The 19,258-nt window shown below is 46.6% G+C and carries 15 protein-coding genes; all 15 read left to right on the top strand.

Going from position 1 to position 19,258, the window contains the following annotated elements:
* The first annotated feature begins 21 nt into the window (after positions 1 to 21).
* Positions 22 to 213: a preprotein translocase subunit SecE gene (gene secE, locus M1D30_RS11575; RefSeq protein WP_248507836.1), complete on the top strand. Its 192-nt coding sequence runs from the start codon at positions 22 to 24 to the stop codon at positions 211 to 213.
* Positions 214 to 234: 21 nt separating this feature from the next.
* Positions 235 to 780 (top strand): transcription termination/antitermination protein NusG, encoded by a 546-nt coding sequence (nusG, locus tag M1D30_RS11570; protein ID WP_248504109.1) that lies wholly within the window; start codon positions 235 to 237, stop codon positions 778 to 780.
* Between the two features lie 94 nt (positions 781 to 874).
* Entirely contained in the window at positions 875 to 1,315 is a 441-nt protein-coding gene (gene rplK / locus M1D30_RS11565) for a 50S ribosomal protein L11 (protein WP_248504107.1), read from the top strand.
* Between the two features lie 23 nt (positions 1,316 to 1,338).
* Complete coding sequence (rplA, locus tag M1D30_RS11560; RefSeq protein WP_248504105.1) at positions 1,339 to 2,031, top strand: 50S ribosomal protein L1; 693 nt, start codon at positions 1,339 to 1,341, stop codon at positions 2,029 to 2,031.
* A gap of 20 nt (positions 2,032 to 2,051) precedes the next feature.
* Positions 2,052 to 2,567 (top strand): 50S ribosomal protein L10, encoded by a 516-nt coding sequence (rplJ, locus tag M1D30_RS11555; protein ID WP_248504103.1) that lies wholly within the window; start codon positions 2,052 to 2,054, stop codon positions 2,565 to 2,567.
* A 50-nt stretch (positions 2,568 to 2,617) separates the two neighbouring features.
* Entirely contained in the window at positions 2,618 to 2,998 is a 381-nt protein-coding gene (rplL, locus tag M1D30_RS11550; protein ID WP_248504101.1) for a 50S ribosomal protein L7/L12, read from the top strand.
* Between the two features lie 124 nt (positions 2,999 to 3,122).
* On the top strand, positions 3,123 to 6,935 hold the full coding sequence (gene rpoB, locus M1D30_RS11545; protein ID WP_248504099.1) for a DNA-directed RNA polymerase subunit beta: 3,813 nt from the start codon (positions 3,123 to 3,125) through the stop codon (positions 6,933 to 6,935).
* A gap of 38 nt (positions 6,936 to 6,973) precedes the next feature.
* Entirely contained in the window at positions 6,974 to 11,305 is a 4,332-nt protein-coding gene (gene rpoC, locus M1D30_RS11540) for a DNA-directed RNA polymerase subunit beta' (RefSeq protein ID WP_248504097.1), read from the top strand.
* Positions 11,306 to 11,417: 112 nt separating this feature from the next.
* Positions 11,418 to 12,719, top strand: a complete 1,302-nt coding sequence (locus M1D30_RS11535; protein ID WP_248504095.1) for a lipopolysaccharide assembly protein LapB — start codon at positions 11,418 to 11,420, stop codon at positions 12,717 to 12,719.
* A gap of 101 nt (positions 12,720 to 12,820) precedes the next feature.
* Positions 12,821 to 15,829 (top strand): hypothetical protein, encoded by a 3,009-nt coding sequence (locus M1D30_RS11530; RefSeq protein ID WP_248504093.1) that lies wholly within the window; start codon positions 12,821 to 12,823, stop codon positions 15,827 to 15,829.
* A complete protein-coding gene (locus M1D30_RS11525) occupies positions 15,826 to 16,245 on the top strand; it encodes a hypothetical protein (protein WP_248504091.1) in 420 nt (139 codons plus the stop codon). Before M1D30_RS11530 ends, M1D30_RS11525 begins: the two co-directional genes overlap by 4 nt.
* Positions 16,242 to 17,474 carry a carboxypeptidase-like regulatory domain-containing protein gene (locus M1D30_RS11520; RefSeq protein WP_248504089.1) on the top strand — a complete coding sequence of 411 codons (1,233 nt, stop codon included), beginning with the start codon at positions 16,242 to 16,244 and terminating at the stop codon, positions 17,472 to 17,474. Before M1D30_RS11525 ends, M1D30_RS11520 begins: the two co-directional genes overlap by 4 nt.
* Positions 17,475 to 17,557: 83 nt before the next feature.
* Positions 17,558 to 17,881: a DUF3467 domain-containing protein gene (locus M1D30_RS11515; RefSeq protein ID WP_248504088.1), complete on the top strand. Its 324-nt coding sequence runs from the start codon at positions 17,558 to 17,560 to the stop codon at positions 17,879 to 17,881.
* Positions 17,882 to 18,232: 351 nt separating this feature from the next.
* Entirely contained in the window at positions 18,233 to 18,613 is a 381-nt protein-coding gene (rpsL, locus tag M1D30_RS11510; RefSeq protein ID WP_013063973.1) for a 30S ribosomal protein S12, read from the top strand.
* Positions 18,614 to 18,767: 154 nt separating this feature from the next.
* Positions 18,768 to 19,244, top strand: coding sequence for a 30S ribosomal protein S7 (gene rpsG, locus M1D30_RS11505; RefSeq protein ID WP_248504086.1), 477 nt, complete (start codon positions 18,768 to 18,770; stop codon positions 19,242 to 19,244).
* Positions 19,245 to 19,258 lie beyond the last annotated feature (14 nt).

Here is a 19,258-nt window from a genome sequence, read left to right as displayed (position 1 = left end):
TAAATAATAAAAGAGATGAATATTTTCAAGAAGTTTTTCAAGTATTGTCAGGTGTGCTATGATGAGTTGGCACATAAGGTAACTTGGCCTACATCTAAGGAGCTCACTGGAAGTGCTGTGTTAGTACTGTCGGCTTCGCTGATTATTGCTTTGGTTGTCTTCGTAATGGACAAGATATTTGAACAAATCATGAGCCTGGTTTATCCGGGCTAATGCTATATAGTAGATTAGGTAATGGCAGAAACTGGAAAGAAATGGTATGTCCTGAAGGCTGTTAGCGGTAAAGAGGCTAAGGTCAAGGAGTATCTGGAGGCACTGATGAAGAATAACGAAATGCTGGCTGCAAATGTAGGCCAGATTTTGCTGCCTACAGAAAAGTATGCCCAGCTTCGCAATGGAAAGCGCGTGGTCAAGGAGAAGTTGTTCCTCCCTGGCTATGTTCTCGTTGAGGCTCGCCTGGATGGTGAGACTGCTCATACACTGCGCTTTATTCCTAATGTGCTTGGCTTTTTGGGTGGAATGGATAATCCCAGTCCTGTTCGTCAGGCTGATATTAATAGAATTCTTGGCACCGTTGAGGATACTGCTATCAGAACAGAAGAGGTAACTGTACCTTACACTGTTGATGAGGCTGTGAAGGTGACCGATGGTCCTTTCAGCGGATTCAGTGGTATTATCGAAGAGGTTAACGCTGAGAAGCGCAAGTTGAAGGTGATGGTTAAGATCTTCGGACGAAAAACACCTTTGGAACTTGGATTTAATCAAGTAGAGAAAGAATAGAGCGTAATTGTTACGTGCGCCGTTCTAGTATACGGTCACTAGAGGCTTCCACTCTATGACTTATATGCAAAACATTCAAAATTATTAAAAAGAAATGGCTAAAGAAGTTGCTGGATTAATCAAATTACAGATTAAAGGTGGCGCTGCAAATCCCTCACCTCCCGTAGGACCTGCTCTTGGTTCAAAGGGTATTAACATCATGGGATTCTGCAAAGAGTTCAACGCCAGAACCCAGGATAAGGCAGGTAAGGTTCTTCCTGTTGTTATCACTTACTACGCCGACAAGTCATTCAGCTTTGTCATCAAGACTCCTCCCGCAGCTGTTCAGTTGCTCGAGGCTGCGAAGGTGAAGAGTGGAAGTGCTGAGCCTAACCGTAAGAAGGTTGCTACCGTAACATGGGATCAGGTTCGCGCTATCGCAGAAGATAAAATGGCTGACCTCAACTGTTTCACAATTGAGTCTGCTATGAAGCTGATTGCTGGTACTGCTCGTAGTATGGGTATTACTGTAAAAGGGGATTTCCCTGGTGAATAACAAATAACTTCAATTTTAAGACAATGAGTAAACTGACAAAAAATCAAAAGTTGGTAGCTGATAAGGTTGAAGCAGGGAAAGCATACTCTTTGAAGGAAGCTGCAGCATTGGTTAAGGAAATTACCACAACCAAGTTTGATGCTTCTGTTGATATCGATGTACGCTTGGGCGTTGACCCGCGTAAGGCTAACCAGATGGTTCGTGGCGTTGTTTCGCTGCCTAACGGTACTGGTAAGGTTACTCGCGTTCTCGCTCTCTGTACTCCTGATCAGGAGGCTGCCGCTAAGGAAGCTGGTGCCGACTATGTTGGTCTCGATGAATATATCGAAAAGATCAAGGGCGGTTGGACTGATGTTGATGTGATCATTACGATGCCTTCATGCATGGGTAAGCTCGGTCCTTTGGGCCGCGTGCTCGGTCCTCGTGGACTGATGCCTAACCCCAAGAGTGGCACTGTAACTATGGACGTCGCCAAGGCAGTTAAGGAAGTAAAGCAGGGTAAGATTGACTTTAAGGTTGATAAGGCCGGTATCGTGCACACATCAATCGGTAAGATCAACTTCACCGCTGATCAGATCTTCGAGAATGCCAAGGAGTTCGTCGCTACTATTATCAAGTTGAAGCCTGCTGCTGCTAAGGGTACTTATATTAAGAGTATCTTCCTTTCAAGCACTATGAGTAAGGGTATCAAGATCGATCCTAAATCAGTTGAATAACTCGTTAAAAGATTAGACAAATGAAAAAGGAAGTAAAAGATACTATCATCGTAGAACTTGGTGAGAAACTGAAGCAGTATCCTCATTTCTATCTGGTCGACCTGGCTGGACTGAACGCTGAGAAGACAAGCGACCTACGTCGCAAGTGCTTCAAGAACGAAATCAAATTGGTTGTTGTTAAGAACACCCTGCTCCACAAGGCTTTTGAGGCTTCGGAGATTGATTTCTCTCCCCTGTATGACTGCTTGAAGGGTAACACTGCTGTTATGTTCGCACAGACAGCTAATGTTCCTGCAAAACTCCTCAAGGAATATGAGAAGGACGGCATTCCTGCATTGAAGGGTGCCTATGCCGAGGAAAGCATCTTTGTTGGTGCTGACAAACTTGCCGAGTTGGTTGCTATCAAGAGCAAGAACGAGCTTATCGCCGAGGTTGTGGCTTTGCTGCAGTCGCCGATCAAGAATGTTGTTTCTGGCTTGAATGCCGGTGGCAAGGTCCACGGTCTGCTTGACGCTATCGCTGAGCGTAACAAATAAGCGAAAAAGTAATTTCATTAACATTAAAAACAATTAAAATTTTAAATAAAATGGCAGATATCAAAGCTATTGCAGAAGAGTTGGTAAACCTTACTGTAAAAGAAGTTAACGAGTTGGCAACAGTCCTGAAGGACGAGTATGGAATTGAGCCTGCTGCTGCAGCCGTTGCTGTAGCTGCTGGTCCTGCTGCTGGTGGCGCTGCTCCCGCAGCTGAGGAGAAGTCTTCTTTCGATGTAATTCTGAAGGAGGCTGGTGCTGCTAAGTTGCAGGTTGTAAAGGCAGTTAAAGAGGCTTGCGGTCTCGGTCTGAAGGAAGCTAAGGACCTCGTAGACGCTGTTCCTGCTACTGTTAAGGAAGGCCTGTCTAAGGAAGAGGCTGAGAACCTGAAGAAGGCTATCGAGGCTGCTGGTGCCGTAGTTGAGCTGAAGTAATTTAAGCACAACAATAACTTTTGGTTAGGGACTCTCCAGTAGAGGGTTCCTAACCTTTTCTTGTCTTAGTCCGGTTTACCCGGATTCCCCGGAAGTTCCGGATCAAACAAATAATCATTTATTTATGACTTCGAAAGTAATAGACAATAGAGTAAATTTTGGCAGCGTCAAGAATCCGATGCCGTTACCTGATTTCCTCGATGTGCAATTAAAGTCTTTCAAAGACTTCCTGCAGTTGGACACTCCGCCTGAGGAACGCAAGAACGATGGTCTGTATAAGGTTTTCGCAGAGAACTTCCCTATCACAGATACTCGTAACAACTTTGTTCTTGAGTTCTTGGATTACTATATTGACCCGCCCCGCTACACCATCGACGAGTGCTTGGAGCGCGGTCTGACCTATAGCGTACCTTTGAAGGCCAAGCTGAAGCTGTATTGCACTGACCCTGATCATGAGGATTTCGGTACAGTTATTCAGGATGTGTTCCTTGGTCCTATCCCTTACATGACTGCTAACGGTACCTTTGTGATCAATGGTGCCGAACGTGTGGTTGTATCGCAGTTGCACCGTTCACCTGGTGTATTCTTCGGCCAGAGCGTTCATGCTAATGGCTCACTGCTGTATTCAGCCCGTATCATACCTTTTAAGGGTTCTTGGATTGAGTTCGCTACTGACATTAACAACGTGATGTATGCTTACATCGATCGTAAGAAGAAGTTGCCTGTTACTACACTGTTGCGTGCCATCGGTTTTGAAACCGATAAGGACATCCTGCAGATCTTCGACCTGGCCGAGGAGGTTAAGGTAAGTAAGAAGGCTCTGAAGGAGGTTATCGGTTGTAAGTTGGCTGCCCGTGTGCTGAAGAGCTGGAACGAGGACTTCGTTGATGAGGATACTGGCGAAGTTGTTTCTATCGAGCGTAACGAGGTCATCATGGACCGTGAGACTGAAATCACGGAAGACAACATGATGGATATTCTTGAGAGCGGTGCTCAGACCATCTTGGTTCACAAGGACGAGTCTGTTGCTCAGGACTATTCTATCATCTTCAATACATTGGCCAAAGACCCCAGTAACTCTGAGAAGGAGGCCGTGCTTTACATCTATCGTCAGTTGCGTAACGCAGATCCTGCCGATGATGCCAGTGCACGTGAGGTTATCCAGAACCTGTTCTTCTCTGATAAACGTTATGACCTGGGTGATGTTGGTCGTTACCGTATCAATAAGAAGTTGGGTCTCGACACCGAAATGGATGTTCGCGTCCTGACTAAGGAAGATATTATTGAGATTATCAAGTATCTCATTCAGTTGATCAACTCGAAGGCTACTGTCGATGATATTGACCACCTGTCTAACCGTCGCGTACGTACCGTCGGTGAGCAGCTGTCTAATCAGTTCTCTATCGGTCTGGCTCGTATGAGCCGCACCATCCGTGAGCGCATGAACGTGCGTGACAATGAGGTGTTCACCCCGATGGATCTGATTAACGCGAAGACTATCTCGAGTGTTATCAACTCGTTCTTCGGAACCAATCCTCTGTCTCAATTCATGGACCAAACCAACCCGCTGGCCGAGGTGACTCACAAGCGTCGTCTCTCTGCTCTGGGTCCTGGCGGTCTGTCACGTGAGCGTGCTGGCTTCGAGGTGCGTGACGTACACTATACACACTATGGTCGTCTGTGTCCTATTGAGAGTCCTGAGGGACCTAACATTGGTCTGATCTCTTCTCTCTGTGTGTATGCTAAGATTAATGATCTTGGCTTTATCCAGACTCCTTATCGTAAGGTGGAGAATGGTATTGCCAATCTGAATAACGACGATATTGTATATCTGACTGCCGAGGAGGAGGAGAACTTCATTATTGGTCAGGGTAATGCACCTCTGAACGATGATGGTACGTTTATCCGTCCTGTCGTTAAGTGTCGTCAGGATGCTGACTTCCCCGTGGTTCCTCCCACAGAAGTGAACCTCATGGATGTGTCACCTCAGCAGATTGCCTCTATCGCAGCTTCGCTGATTCCTTTCTTGGAGCACGATGATGCTCACCGTGCACTGATGGGATCGAACATGATGCGTCAGGCTGTGCCCCTGCTCCATAACGAGGCTCCTATTGTGGGTACTGGTATTGAGAAGCAGGTGTGTGAGGATTCTCGCACCATGGTTACCGCCGAGGGTGATGGCGTGATTGAGTATGTGGATGCTACAACCATCCGTATTCTCTACGACCGCACCGAGGATGAGGAGTTCGTAAGCTTCGAGCCTGCTCTGAAGGAATATCGTATCGCTAAGTTCCGCCGTACCAACCAGAACATGACTATCGACCTGCGTCCTATCTGTAATAAGGGCCAGCGTGTGAAGAAGGGTGATATCCTGACTGAGGGTTATGCTACTGAGAATGGTGAGTTGGCTCTGGGTCGCAACCTGCTGGTGGCTTACATGCCTTGGAAGGGTTATAACTATGAGGATGCTATCGTGCTGAACGAGCGTATCGTTCGTGAGGACGTGCTGACCTCTGTTCACGTGGATGAGTACTCACTCGACGTGCGTGAGACCAAGCGTGGCGTGGAGGAGTTCACCTCTGATATTCCTAATGTGAGTGAAGAGGCTACCAAGGATCTGGACGAGAACGGTGTGATCCGTGTGGGTGCTCGTGTAGAGCCCGGCGATATCCTGATTGGTAAGATTTCACCTAAGGGTGAGAGCGATCCTTCACCTGAGGAGAAGTTGCTCCGCGCTATCTTCGGTGATAAGGCAGGTGATGTGAAGGACTCTTCTTTGAAGGCTAACCCCTCACTGACTGGTGTCGTTATCGATAAGAAGCTCTTCGCTCGTGCTATCAAGACTCGTCAGACCAAGCAGCAGGATAAGATCGTGCTGGCTAAGATTGATGATGAGTACCAGGCTAAGGTTGACGACCTAAAGGATATCCTGGTTGACAAGCTGCTGGAGCTCACGAAGGGTAAGACCTCACAGGGTGTGAAGGACTATACTGGTGCAGAGGTTATCTCTAAGGGTTCTAAGTTCACTATGACAAACCTGAAGAACTTGGAGTACGGTGATATCCAGACCAGCAAGTGGACAAATGATGAGCATAAGAATGAACTCATTGGTCAGCTCATCATCAACTATATGAAGAAGTACAAGCTGCTTGATGCTGAGATGAAGCGTAAGAAGTTTGCTATCACCATTGGTGACGAGCTGCCTTCTGGCATCCTGCAGATGGCTAAGGTATATGTGGCCAAAAAGCGTAAGATTGGTGTGGGTGATAAGCTCGCCGGTCGTCACGGTAACAAGGGTATCGTGTCGAAGGTCGTACGTCAGGAGGATATGCCATTCCTCGAGGATGGCCGTCCCGTTGACTTGGTTCTGAACCCGCTGGGTGTGCCTTCTCGTATGAACCTCGGTCAGATCTTCGAGGCTATCCTCGGTGCTGCCGGTAAGCGTCTTGGCGTGAAGTTTGCTACTCCTATCTTCGACGGTGCTAAGCTTGACGATCTGGCTGCTTGGACCGACAAGGCCGGTCTGCCTCGTCTCTGCTCTACTCACCTGTATGACGGTGAGACTGGTGAGCGTTTCGACCAGCCTGCTACTGTAGGTATCACTTACTTCTTGAAACTCGGTCACATGGTTGAGGATAAGATGCACGCCCGTTCTATCGGTCCGTACTCTCTCATCACTCAGCAGCCTCTTGGTGGTAAGGCCCAGTTCGGTGGTCAGCGTTTCGGTGAGATGGAGGTCTGGGCACTGGAGGCCTTTGGTGCCAGCCATGTGCTGCAGGAGATCCTGACTATCAAGTCTGATGATACCGTAGGTCGCTCAAAGGCTTATGAGGCCATTGTGAAGGGTGAGCCCATGCCTACTCCTGGTATTCCTGAGTCTCTGAACGTGTTGCTGCACGAGCTCCGTGGCTTGGGTCTGAGCGTAACCCTCGATTAAAGGTAATAAGGTAAAAAAGTAAATAAGAAAATTGAAATATGGCTTTCAAGAAAGATTCAAAGACAAAGAATAATTTCACCAAGATTACCATTGGTCTTGCTTCGCCTGAGCAGATCCTTGAGAGTTCTTTTGGTGAGGTTACCAAGCCAGAGACTATCAACTACCGTACCTATAAGCCCGAGCGCGATGGTCTGTTCTGTGAGCGTATATTCGGTCCTACCAAGGACTATGAGTGTGCCTGCGGAAAGTACAAGCGCATCCGTTATAAGGGTATCGTGTGCGACCGATGCGGTGTTGAGGTGACCGAGAAGAAGGTTCGTCGTGAGCGTAGCGGTCACATTGAGCTGGTGGTGCCCGTGGCACATATCTGGTATTTCCGCAGTCTGCCTAATAAGATCGGCTATCTGCTGGGAATGCCTACCAAGAAGCTCGATGCTGTTATCTACTACGAGCGCTATATCGTTATCCAGCCAGGTGCTCTGGAGGGTCGTAAGGATGCTGAGGGTAATCCTCTGCTGGGCTCACAGAAGTTTGACCTGCTGTCTGAGGAGGAATACAATGAGATCCTTGATAATCAGCTTTCTGAGGATAACTACTATTTGGATGATACTGATCCCAACAAGTTCGTTGCTAAGATGGGTGCAGAGGCTATCTACGAGTTGCTCCAGCAGCTTGACCTCGATTCTCTGTCGTACGAACTGCGTGACCGTGCCAACACCGACTCTTCACAGCAGCGTAAGAACGAGGCTCTGAAGCGTCTGCAGGTGGTAGAGGCTTTCCGCTCGTCTGTGGAGAAGGGCATTAACCGTCCTGAGTGGATGATCATGAAGATTATTCCTGTTACTCCTCCTGAGTTGCGTCCTCTCGTTCCCCTGGATGGCGGCCGTTTCGCTACTTCTGACTTGAACGATCTTTATCGTCGCGTGATTATCCGTAATAACCGTCTGAAGCGACTCATGGAGATTCATGCTCCTGAGGTGATTCTCAGAAATGAGAAGCGTATGCTGCAGGAGGCTGTTGACTCACTCTTCGACAACTCTCGTAAGTCGAGCGCTGTAAAGAGTGACAGTAACCGTCCTCTGAAGTCTCTCTCTGACTCACTGAAAGGTAAGCAGGGTCGTTTCCGTCAGAACTTGCTCGGTAAGCGTGTGGACTACTCAGCCCGTTCGGTTATCGTTGTAGGTCCTGAGCTGAAGATGGGTGAGTGCGGTCTGCCTAAGTTGATGGCAGCTGAGCTCTATAAGCCATTCATCATCCGTAAGCTCATTGAGCGCGGTATCGTGAAGACGGTGAAGAGCGCTAAGAAGATTGTTGACCGCCGTGAGCCTGTTATCTGGGATATCCTGGAGAACGTGATGAAGGGTCACCCTGTGATGCTGAACCGTGCACCAACACTGCACCGTCTGGGTATTCAGGCCTTCCAGCCTAAGCTGATTGAGGGTAAGGCTATCCAGTTGCACCCACTGGCTTGTACCGCGTTCAACGCTGACTTCGATGGTGACCAGATGGCTGTTCACCTTCCTCTGTCAAACGAAGCTATCCTCGAGACTCAGTTGCTGATGCTTCAGAGTCATAACATTCTGAATCCTGCTAATGGTGCTCCTATCACTGTGCCTTCACAGGATATGGTGCTTGGTCTGTACTATATCACCAAGATTCGTCCAGGTGCTAAGGGTGAGGGTCTCTCATTCTATGGCCCCGAGGAGGCTATCATCGCTCACAACGAGGGTAAGTGTGATTTGCACGCTCAGGTGAAGGTGATGGTTGACGATGTGGTTGATGGTATCAAGGTCCGTCACCAGGTAGAGACCTCTGTTGGTCGTGTCATCGTGAATGGCATCGTTCCTGCTGAGGTGGGTTATGTAAATAAGGTTATCTCTAAGAAGTCTTTGCGCGATATCATTGCCGACGTAATTAAGAACGTTGGTTTTGCCGAGGCATGTGAGTTCTTGGATGGTATTAAGAACCTGGGTTATCGTATGGCATATCTGGCAGGTCTGTCGTTCAACCTCGACGATATCATTATTCCTAAGGAGAAGGCTGACCTGATTGCTAAGGGTAATGAAGAGGTACAGCAGATTACTGACAACTATAACATGGGCTTTATTACTGACAACGAGCGTTATAACCAGGTTATTGATACTTGGACGCACGTGAACAATGATATCGGTAATATTCTGATGAAGGAAATGACCGAGGCCGACCAAGGTTTCAACGCTGTGTTCATGATGCTTGACTCTGGTGCCCGTGGTAGTAAGGACCAGATTAAGCAGCTCTCTGGTATCCGTGGTCTGATGGCTAAGCCTCAGAAAGCCGGTGCCGAGGGTCACCAGATTATTGAGAACCCAATCCTTTCGAACTTTAAGGAGGGTATGTCTGTGCTGGAGTACTTCATCTCTACTCACGGTGCTCGTAAGGGTCTGGCTGATACGGCCATGAAGACTGCCGACGCTGGTTACCTGACCCGTCGTCTGGTGGACGTCTCTCACGATGTGATTATCAACGAGGAAGACTGTGGTACATTGCGTGGATTGGAGTGCACTGCCTTGAAGAGTGGTGACGAGATTATCTCTTCTCTGTCTGAGCGTATCCTTGGTCGTGTGAGTGTACACGATGTGGTGAACCCCAAGACTGGCGACGTTATTGTTCCTGCTGGTGAGGAAATCACTGAGGCTCTGGCCGACGAGATCGAAAAGGCTGAGATCGAGATGGTTGAGATTCGTTCTGTACTGACTTGTGAGTCGAAGAAGGGTGTTTGCCGCAAGTGTTACGGTCGTAACCTGGCTACCCGTCGCATGGTTCAGAAGGGTGAGGCTGTCGGTGTGATTGCTGCTCAGGCTATTGGTGAGCCTGGTACTCAGCTGACTCTGCGTACGTTCCACGCCGGTGGTGTGGCTGCCAACGCAGCAGCCAATGCGAGCATCGTCTGCAAGTATGAGTCTGCCCGTATTGAATTCGAAGAGGTTCGTACCGTTCCATTTGATGAGGATGGTCGCGAGTGCGAGATGGTAGTGAGCCGTCTGGGTGAAATGCGTTTCGTTGATCCTAATACTAAGATTGTTCTGTCTACGGTGAACTTGCCTTATGGCTCGTCACTCTACTTTAAGAATGGCGATGTGATTAGCAAGGGTGAGAAGATTGCCCAGTGGGATCCCTTCAATGCCGTCATCGTAACTGAATATGCAGGTACACTGAAGTTTAATGATGTTATCGAAGGTGTAACCTTCCGTGCCGAGACCGACGAAACAACCGGTCTGACCGAGAAGATCGTTACCGAGTCGAAGGATAAGACAAAGGTGCCTACCTGTGATGTGCTGGATGCCAATGGCGAGAAGATTGGTACTTATAACTTCCCTGTGGGTGGTCACGTGGTTGTTGAGGACGGTCAGACAGTGAAGACTGGTGAGACGCTCGTTAAGATTCCTCGTGCAGCTGCTAAGGGTGGTGATATTACCGCCGGTCTGCCTCGTGTCACCGAGTTGTTCGAGGCTCGTAACCCATCTAACCCTGCTGTCGTATCAGAAATCGATGGTGAGGTAACCATGGGTAAGGTGAAGCGTGGTAACCGTGAGATTATTGTTACATCAAAGGCTGGCGACCAGCGTAAGTATCTTGTTTCGCTGTCTAAGCAAATCCTGGTGCAGGAGCACGACGCTGTACGTGCCGGTACTCCTCTGTCGGATGGTGCAATTACCCCGAGCGATATCCTCGCTATTAAGGGTCCCACCGCTGTACAGGAGTATATCGTGAACGAGGTTCAGGACGTGTACCGTCTGCAGGGTATCAAGATTAACGATAAACACTTTGAGATTATCGTTCGTCAGATGATGCGTAAGGTACAGATCAACGATCCCGGTGATACTTCATTCCTCGAGCAGGAGATTGTCGACAAGCTCGACTTCGCTGAGGAGAACGACCGTATCTGGGGTAAGAAGGTGGTTACCGATGCAGGTGACTCTGAGAACCTGAAGGCTGGTCAGATTGTGACTGCTCGTCGTCTGCGTGATGAGAACACTTCTCTGAAGCGTCGTGACTTGAGAACCGTACAGGTTCGCGATGCTGTGCCCGCTACATCTACACAGATTCTGCAGGGTATCACTCGTGCTGCATTGCAGACCAAGTCGTTCATGTCGGCTGCATCGTTCCAGGAAACCACGAAGGTTCTGAACGAAGCTGCTATCCGCGGCAAGCAGGATCACCTGGAGGGTATGAAGGAGAACGTGATTTGCGGTCACCTGATTCCTGCTGGTACTGGTCTTCGCGAGTTCGAGAAGATTATTGTTGGTTCAAAGGAAGAGTACGAGCGCATGCAGGCTAATCGCAAGAATGTGCTTGACTTCACAGGAGAAGCTGTGATCGAAGAGAACTAAAACGTTTTATCATATTAGAAAAAAGCCGGAAGTTTTGTACTTTCGGCTTTTTTTATTTATATTTGCAAACGAAAAAATTACTACTATGTTCTTTGAGAATGAAATGTGTAGGATGAAGGCGATAATATTTGTTATCGTTCTTTTCTTCGTTTCATGTTCTACAGGTGATGAGTCGCAGACTCGTTATCAGCGTGGAGAGATACTGGCAGAGCATAATCGCGTGGCTGATGCTATGCGTGAATACTTGTTGTCGGTAGAGGCGGATGACGATGCACAATATGTGGTGAAGGCTTTGTGTGAGTTGGGTCGTTTATCCATGGATCAGCATAATATACAACAGGCCCATACTTATTATGAGCAGGCTTTGCAAATGGTTTCTGAACAGAATGATGTAACTCAAAAGGTTCTTGTTTTACGTGACATAGGACGTTTGTCTCGTTCTGAACATCAACTGGAAGCGGCTTTAAAGTGTTTTGAAGAGGCTGACAGCTTGATTCTGTCGTCGTCAGCAGATAGTTTGAAGTTGTATGTGTATCCTGAGTATATTTCTTTGCTGATGAGAATGAATCGCGCAGATGATGCTCGTCAACTTGTGTTTCAGTTAACAAAGAATTATCAGTCGGGACCATCATGTCTGGTAGCTGGCCGCTTCTACCTGGAGATAGGTATTACGGATTCGGCCGAATATTTCTTTCAGAGATGTATGGAGACCGACAATGTGAATAGCAGGGCCTCTGCTGCTATGTATCTTGGAGAGTTGGCGGGTGAGGCTAACGACTGGGAACAGGCTTATGGCTATGCACAGGAGTGTGCCGCCTTGGTTGATTCGGCAAAACTACAGATGCAGGAGGAAAACGCCAATCTGGTGAGTTCGTTGGCCCGTCAACTGGATGTTGAACGTGAGAACTATCGACTCTATAGGATGATGGCTGTGGTTGTCTTCGCAGCTATCATGCTACTGGCTATAGTTATAATTTATGTTCGCAGTCGTATAGCTCGGCTGAAACAACAGCAGGAGAAAGACCGTCAGGCTTTGGTTAATCGTGCTCGCAGTTCTCAAGAACAGCTGGTTGAGCAGTTCCGTAACACCCGACTCTATCGTCAGATATTGATGGACGAGAGTATTAATCCTGAACAATGGGAGGAGATTATGGCTTATGTCAACACCCATGCTGATGGGTTCGCAGAGAAACTGACGGCTTTTTACCCAGCCATCAAACCACAAGAACTGCAAACGTGTATGCTGTTGAAGTTGGAATTTACTAATCAACAAATAGCTGCTGTTCTTTGTAAGACACAACAAGCCATTACAAATCTGCGTAAACGACTTTTCCAAAAGATGTTTGACAAGGAGGGGGCGGCAGACGATTTGAACCAGTTCTTGCGACTTTTCCCGACGAAAACGGGGCTGTGAAGACATTGTGAAGCGATTGTGAAGTGTTTGTGAAGTGAAATGTGAGGCTGAAAAGCGCGAAAATCGTACTTTTGCAGCAGAAATTATTTAATGTAGTACATATGAAAAAGGTATTTTTCGCATTGGTTATCTGGCTCTCTAGCCTCACGTTGACATTCGCAGAAGATGTCAATCAGGATTCATTGTTGCTCTCGCGTCAGGAGAATTTTGAGCGTTTCTCGCGTTTGTTCCCTACCGAGCGCGTGTATGTACACTTTGACAATACCTCGTATTATAAAGGTGAGAACATCTGGTTTAATGCTTATGTGGTGCGTGATGATAATCTTCATCATACGGACATTAGTAGAATACTATATGTAGAATTGCTAAATCCAATTGGTTATCCCGTTGAGACACAGAAACTGATTATTGAGAACGGTCAGGCTCATGGTTCTTTTGAACTGAAGGATACGTTGAATGCCGGCTTCTATGAGGTGCGCGCCTATACCCAGTGGATGCTGAACTTTACTACGGGCGATCCTCATGGCTGGCGCCGCTTACATTCTAATCAGGCACGTCGCCAGTGGGGCGAACGTGTGCTTCGCTATATGCAGGGTAATGCTGGTGTCTTTTCGCGTGTGTTTCCTATCTATGAGCCAGTGGATAGTGGAAACTATTACCAGCGTCGTATGCCTCAACTTGCTAAGGCTACCTCTTCGACTATTGATAGAGAGAAGAATCGCTTAAAGATTGACTTCTATCCCGAGGGAGGAAATATGATTCGTGATGTGGAAGGACGTATAGCTTATCAAGCGCATGATAGTGAAGGTCGTACACTGAACGTAGAAGGACAGTTGGTTCGTCGAGGAAAGGTAATAGGTCGATTTAAATCAGACTATGCTGGTCGTGGCGTCTTTTCAGTGACTCCCGATTCTTTGGATTCAGAGGAACTGATGAAAGGACTGGAACTGAAGGTGAACTATGCGGGAAAGGATTATTCTTTTCCTCTGCCGAAACCGAAGAGGCGTGGCTATTCACTTTGCGTATTCTCAAATAACGAACAGATGAAGACCATCGTAGCACGCAATGCTAAGACACCAGGTCAGCAACTGGGTCTTAGTGTGACCTCGCGTGGTCATACCTATTATTATGATGTAGTTGACTTGGAGAACGATCTCTCGGCTGTCATGATGATAGATAAGCATTCTCTTCAGACGGGTGTTAATGTGGTGTCACTCTTTACTTCCGACGGAAAGGTTCTGGCACAGCGACTGGTGTTTGTGAATAACCACGATATGGATGGCTATAAACTGCAACAAACGCTTTCAACATGGCAGGCGGATAGTCTGGAGCCTTATCAGAAGATGATTCTGGATTATCAGTTGGTAGACTCCAAGGGACAGCCTGTCAGAGCCGAGCACGACTTCTCGATTGCGGTTACTGATGATATTAGCCGCGAGGAGACTTATGATGATAACACAGTATTGACTTATTTGCTGTTATCGTCAGAGGTGAAGGGCTTTATTCCGCACCCAGGGTATTATTTCGAATCTGATGATGCGGAACATCGAGGAGCCCTGGATCAGTTGATGATGGTTCAGGGGTGGACTCGTTACGACTATGAACAGATGATGAGTGGCAGCGACTATGAGCCCTTGCTAGCTGTGGAACGTGGATTGACATTTGCCGCTCGTGTTTGGGATGATAACGACTATCATGCAAAAAAGCATTGGAAACTTCAAGCCAACAAGCCCTATTGGGTCTACTCTGAACTGTATATTGAGGGAGATACTGTGGCACGTGATCACTCGCTTGATAGTTTTATTCAGCCTAAGATGATTATCCTGGACTGTGAGGCCAAGATTGATTCAGCTGGAACTTTTCGCTTTAATATGGAACCGTTCTATGGCAAGGGCCAAATGGCTTTGATGCTTAACAAGAATAGCATAGAGGAAATTGGACCGACGAAGGGTGGGGTGATTGGTCATAATTTCCGTTGGAACACCATTAAACGACCCCTGTTTATGATTGGTAAGCGTATGGAGCCGCTCAACCAGTATTCGCCGCTGCCTAAGAATTATGACTATTATGAGACGGCTGCTTTGACTGATCCTATTGACCGTGACATCTTCCGCTATGGGTATATGGCTGTTAATACTAAAGAGGCGGAGCAACGAATAGCTTACGACAACAAAAGCAGGACGTATACATTGCCTAATATTCAGAAAACTGCGAATCGCCGTTGGATAGAGTTGAGTAAAGCGACTCCTGCATCTGTGATGAACGTGAAGGATATGATGACTTGGCTATGCAATATCTTTGGCGATATACAGGACTTTAAGTTCCGTACTAATACAACTTATCAGCATACTTATGGTGAGATAAATGATGATTTTGCACGCAGGATGATGAGTGAAGATTATGCATGGATGCTTGATGAATTACAAAAGGATGCAAGTGCTGGCAGGATGATTCATCCTAACGAAAGTAATCCGGCTGTTGATCAATGGATACCGCATGTGACTCATGAGTTGGAGGATCGTCCGTATTTTGCACATCTGTCTGAAATGCTTTATATATTTGGACTTGATGGTATGAATGATGTCTATGTTGATGCTAATGTTGATGGAACTATTCCTCATTTTACATCTGCTGTTGCTGGTTCACAGAGCTTGTTACCCAATGGCCTCCGTATGTTTCCGGTCAACGAGAATTTTAAGGAATTACAACTGTTTGCTGATACTAACAATCGGCAGTTGACCCATCAGCCGGGGCGCTATCACGAAGGCATCTTCCCCACAGGTAACTTTTATATGCCTGTCACTTCGGTATTCAACTTTATAACGGACAGTACTTATAGTAATACTCATCCTTTGCCAGATTTCATGGGCTTCCGCATTAATTTTCAAGGCTTCACTCAGCCTGCGGAGTTCTATCATCCTGATTATGACTGGGAGCCGGAACCTGAGGATACGGATTATCGACGTACGGTTTATTGGAACCCACAGGTGAAGACAGATGCCGATGGTCGTGCACATATTGAATTTTATAATAATGGGTTTAGTCGCCGTCTGGCAGTCTCGGCTGAGGGTATCACGGCTAATGGTCAACCTATCATGAACGGCAAATGAAGAAGATTCTTGTCATACTTGCCATTCTTGTGGCTACAGTCTTGGACGTTTCTGCTCAGCAAAGTAGAACCGTTAGTCTGCAGACGGCGGTGACCGATTCGGTATACCTCAATGTGCAACTGATTTATGCTGCCCCTCCAGAGGATGTTCTTAAGTTGAATAAGGCTTTCGTAACCAAACGTGGACAATTGAAACGCGAGAAGGTGGAGACTGGTAAACTGAGTTGTAAGAAGAAAAAGGGAGATACACTGCAGTTCGATTTCTCCCTTGTCTTTACCTATCAAGGTCGCCGTTACAGGGCTCAAGGACGCTATGCTGATACAGATGAGAAGGAACCTGACTGCTCGTTGCGCTGTGTTCCAATGAGATTAAGTGATAAGACTTTGCGTGAAGGTGAATATTCGGATAAACTATGAGAAAAAGCTTGCTCATATCCATGGTGCTGTTTTTCGGTCAGTTAATGGCTCATGCTCAGACTACACGGTTTGAGGCTACTGTGGTCGACGCGGTGACCCGTTCTCACCTGCCTTTTGCCAGTGTCTATGTCGGTCCCGAAGCATCGACCATTACAAACCTTGATGGCGAATTTGTTATTGATTGTGCTCCTGATGCTATGCTGCACATTTCTTATGTGGGCTATCGTGCTGTTCACGTGAAGGCTTCAGAATTGAAAGGCGTGGTGACGTTGAAACCCAATGAACATCTGTTGCCAGACTTGGTGGTTACACCTGTGGCTCCATTGATTAATAAAATATGTAAGGAGACACTTACGCAAATGAGAAACCACAAACGTAAGACCTCTGAGTTCTTTTATCGACAGACGGCCTTCGCTGATAGCACGTGCTATGAGTTTCTTGAAGCTTTCCTCTCTGGTGGCTCTGGGGTGGCTCTTCACGATTTACAGTTGATGACGGGACGCTATGCGGGGATTGTGCCCGACTCATCTCACTTCTATTCATATTTCGGAAATTTTTATACTTTCTCGGAGATCGTGGTGGCTGCGTCCTATAGATCGCCTTCTCCAGATGCTGATTTGGTGCCGTTGTTCCGTAATTTTAAAAAATACTATAAGTATTCATATCGGGTTATAGATGATGACGGCAACCGAGTTTTTGTTATTGATTTCTTCCCCAATCCGAGTTCGGCATCTAAATATGCAACTATTGGTTGTACACTCTTTGTGGACGAAAAAACACTGCATCTGAGACGTATTGTTGGACAAGGGTATAATTTCTGGGTGGTAACGCGTGAGCCTAAAATGGGTAGATATCATCTCAAAAACCAGCATTTGTTGCCGACGTCTTTTTTGTTTGATGTGAATTTAACGGAAGAAAGGGGCTTTCCAGAGGTGCAGTCGGTCTTCGTGCAGTCTATGCATGCTTTTAAGGGGCAGAAAATCATCACTCGGTCTACATTGTTTAACTTGAGTATGAATGAGAACGTTAAGAAGACTAGTTTCTTTCAGCGCTTGTTCAAAAAGCGTAAGGGACGAATGAGGTTTGATAGTCAGATTCAAAAGGTGATAGACAAGCAGGGGTATGACTCTACTTTCTGGGATAATAACGAGATTGTTCGTCGTACAACGGTAGAGCAGGAGGTTATGAAACTCTTTAATAATAAGCATTTGTTCGGTGTTTTTCGTTGATTTGGCATTTATTAGCACTTCATTCTTGTGGGATTCATGGAAAAGTAGTACCTTTGCTTTGTAATTTAAAAACCTTTAAAGAAATGAATGAGAACGAACAGAAGCAGCCTGGACTGCAGATAGAATTGACGCCCGATAAAGCTCAGGGCGAGTATGCTAACTTTGCAATTATTACACATTCTTCAAGTGAGTTTATCTTAGACTTCGCTCGTATGTTGCCGGGACTCCCTAAAGCTCAGGTACGTAGCCGTGTTATCCTCGCTCCCGAGCATGCAAAACGCTTACTCGGCGCTCTGCAAGAGAATATTATGCGATATGAACGCCAATTTGGCCCCATCAAAATGCCAGAACAACCACAAGGTCCCCGCACCATTGCTCCATTTGGCTCAGGTAAGGGCGAGGCATAATATATTTGTATGTCATAAGTATGCCATTTGGCATGTGTAAGTATGTCACTTATACCTGCTAAATGGCATACTTTATTTATGAAACAAGGTGCTCTTTTTCTGTGGACTTTTTGTTTTATCGCGTACGTAATATATCTATTGGCATATTGGTAAGATATAATTTAAGTTAAAAACCTTATACTTTGTTAATTTTGGTAGAAAGTGGAGGTTTTCTTTTTGTGTGTATTAGGTAGATTAAAATAAAATGTGTACCTTTGCAGCCCGAAATGTCTCCGTAAGTGGCGAGGGCATACTATATACAGGAATTTACACAATATAATATATAAATAATAAACAAAATTAAAATTAATTATGCCTACAATTTCACAATTGGTTCGCAAAGGCAGAAAGGTGATCGTAGACAAGTCGAAGTCACCCGCGTTGGACAACTGTCCTCAGCGTCGCGGTGTGTGCGTTCGCGTTTATACGACCACTCCCAAGAAGCCTAATTCGGCTATGCGTAAGGTAGCCCGTGTTCGTTTGACTAACCAGAAGGAAGTCAACAGTTACATTCCCGGAGAGGGACACAACTTGCAGGAACACAGCATCGTGCTGGTTCGTGGCGGTCGTGTGAAGGACCTTCCCGGTGTACGTTATCACATCGTTCGTGGTACTCTGGATACCGCCGGTGTTGCAAACCGCACGCAGCGTCGTTCTAAGTACGGTGCAAAGCGTCCCAAGGCTAAGAAGTAATTAACCGGTGATGGTTAAGTAGCCGAATTAAAGAAAGAAAAAGAAAAACCGTTTTGCTGGTGAATCTTAAAAAGGTTGAGTAAATGTCCGAGTGTGGACGTTGAAGAACAGACGAAGAACAGCCCTAGCAGACAAAATCATTCAAAACAAAAAAATGAGAAAAGCAAAACCAAAGAAGCGTGTGATCCTGCCGGATCCCGTGTTCAATGACCAGAAGGTCTCAAAGTTCGTGAATCATTTGATGTTCGATGGTAAGAAGTCGAAGTCATATGAGATTTTCTACAACTCTCTGGAGATTGTGAAGGACAAGATGAAGGATGCTGAGAAGGCTCCCCTGGAAATCTGGAAGCAGGCTCTGGACAACATCACTCCTCTTGTAGAGGTGAAGAGCCGTCGTATCGGTGGTGCAACATTCCAGGTTCCTACTGAGATTCGTCCTGACCGTAAGGAGAGTATCTCAATGAAGAACATGATTGCCTTTGCACGTAAGCGCAGTGGTAAGTCAATGGCCGATAAGTTGGCTGCCGAGATCATGGATGCCTTCAATAACCAGGGTGGCGCATTCAAGCGTAAGGAAGATATGCACCGCATGGCTGAGGCTAACCGTGCATTCGCTCACTTCCGCTTCTAATTTAAGGTAATAGG

Source organism: Prevotella sp. E15-22, assembly GCF_023204875.1.
In the GTDB taxonomy this organism is placed as follows: Bacteria; Bacteroidota; Bacteroidia; order Bacteroidales; family Bacteroidaceae; genus Prevotella.
Note: the sequence above shows the minus strand (reverse complement) of the source record. Positions and strands in the feature narration are given on the sequence as shown.

Bases quoted from the DNA above. Each gene is read 5' to 3' on its own strand.
- nusG (WP_248504109.1), top strand. From the start codon at position 235: ATGGCAGAAACTGGAAAGAAATGGTATGTCCTGAAGGCTGTTAGCGGT.
- rplK (WP_248504107.1), top strand. From the start codon at position 875: ATGGCTAAAGAAGTTGCTGGATTAATCAAATTACAGATTAAAGGTGGC.
- rplA (WP_248504105.1), top strand. From the start codon at position 1,339: ATGAGTAAACTGACAAAAAATCAAAAGTTGGTAGCTGATAAGGTTGAA.
- rplJ (WP_248504103.1), top strand. From the start codon at position 2,052: ATGAAAAAGGAAGTAAAAGATACTATCATCGTAGAACTTGGTGAGAAA.
- rplL (WP_248504101.1), top strand. From the start codon at position 2,618: ATGGCAGATATCAAAGCTATTGCAGAAGAGTTGGTAAACCTTACTGTA.
- rpoB (WP_248504099.1), top strand. From the start codon at position 3,123: ATGACTTCGAAAGTAATAGACAATAGAGTAAATTTTGGCAGCGTCAAG.
- rpoC (WP_248504097.1), top strand. From the start codon at position 6,974: ATGGCTTTCAAGAAAGATTCAAAGACAAAGAATAATTTCACCAAGATT.
- M1D30_RS11535 (WP_248504095.1), top strand. From the start codon at position 11,418: ATGAAGGCGATAATATTTGTTATCGTTCTTTTCTTCGTTTCATGTTCT.
- M1D30_RS11530 (WP_248504093.1), top strand. From the start codon at position 12,821: ATGAAAAAGGTATTTTTCGCATTGGTTATCTGGCTCTCTAGCCTCACG.
- M1D30_RS11525 (WP_248504091.1), top strand. From the start codon at position 15,826: ATGAAGAAGATTCTTGTCATACTTGCCATTCTTGTGGCTACAGTCTTG.
- M1D30_RS11520 (WP_248504089.1), top strand. From the start codon at position 16,242: ATGAGAAAAAGCTTGCTCATATCCATGGTGCTGTTTTTCGGTCAGTTA.
- M1D30_RS11515 (WP_248504088.1), top strand. From the start codon at position 17,558: ATGAATGAGAACGAACAGAAGCAGCCTGGACTGCAGATAGAATTGACG.
- rpsL (WP_013063973.1), top strand. From the start codon at position 18,233: ATGCCTACAATTTCACAATTGGTTCGCAAAGGCAGAAAGGTGATCGTA.
- rpsG (WP_248504086.1), top strand. From the start codon at position 18,768: ATGAGAAAAGCAAAACCAAAGAAGCGTGTGATCCTGCCGGATCCCGTG.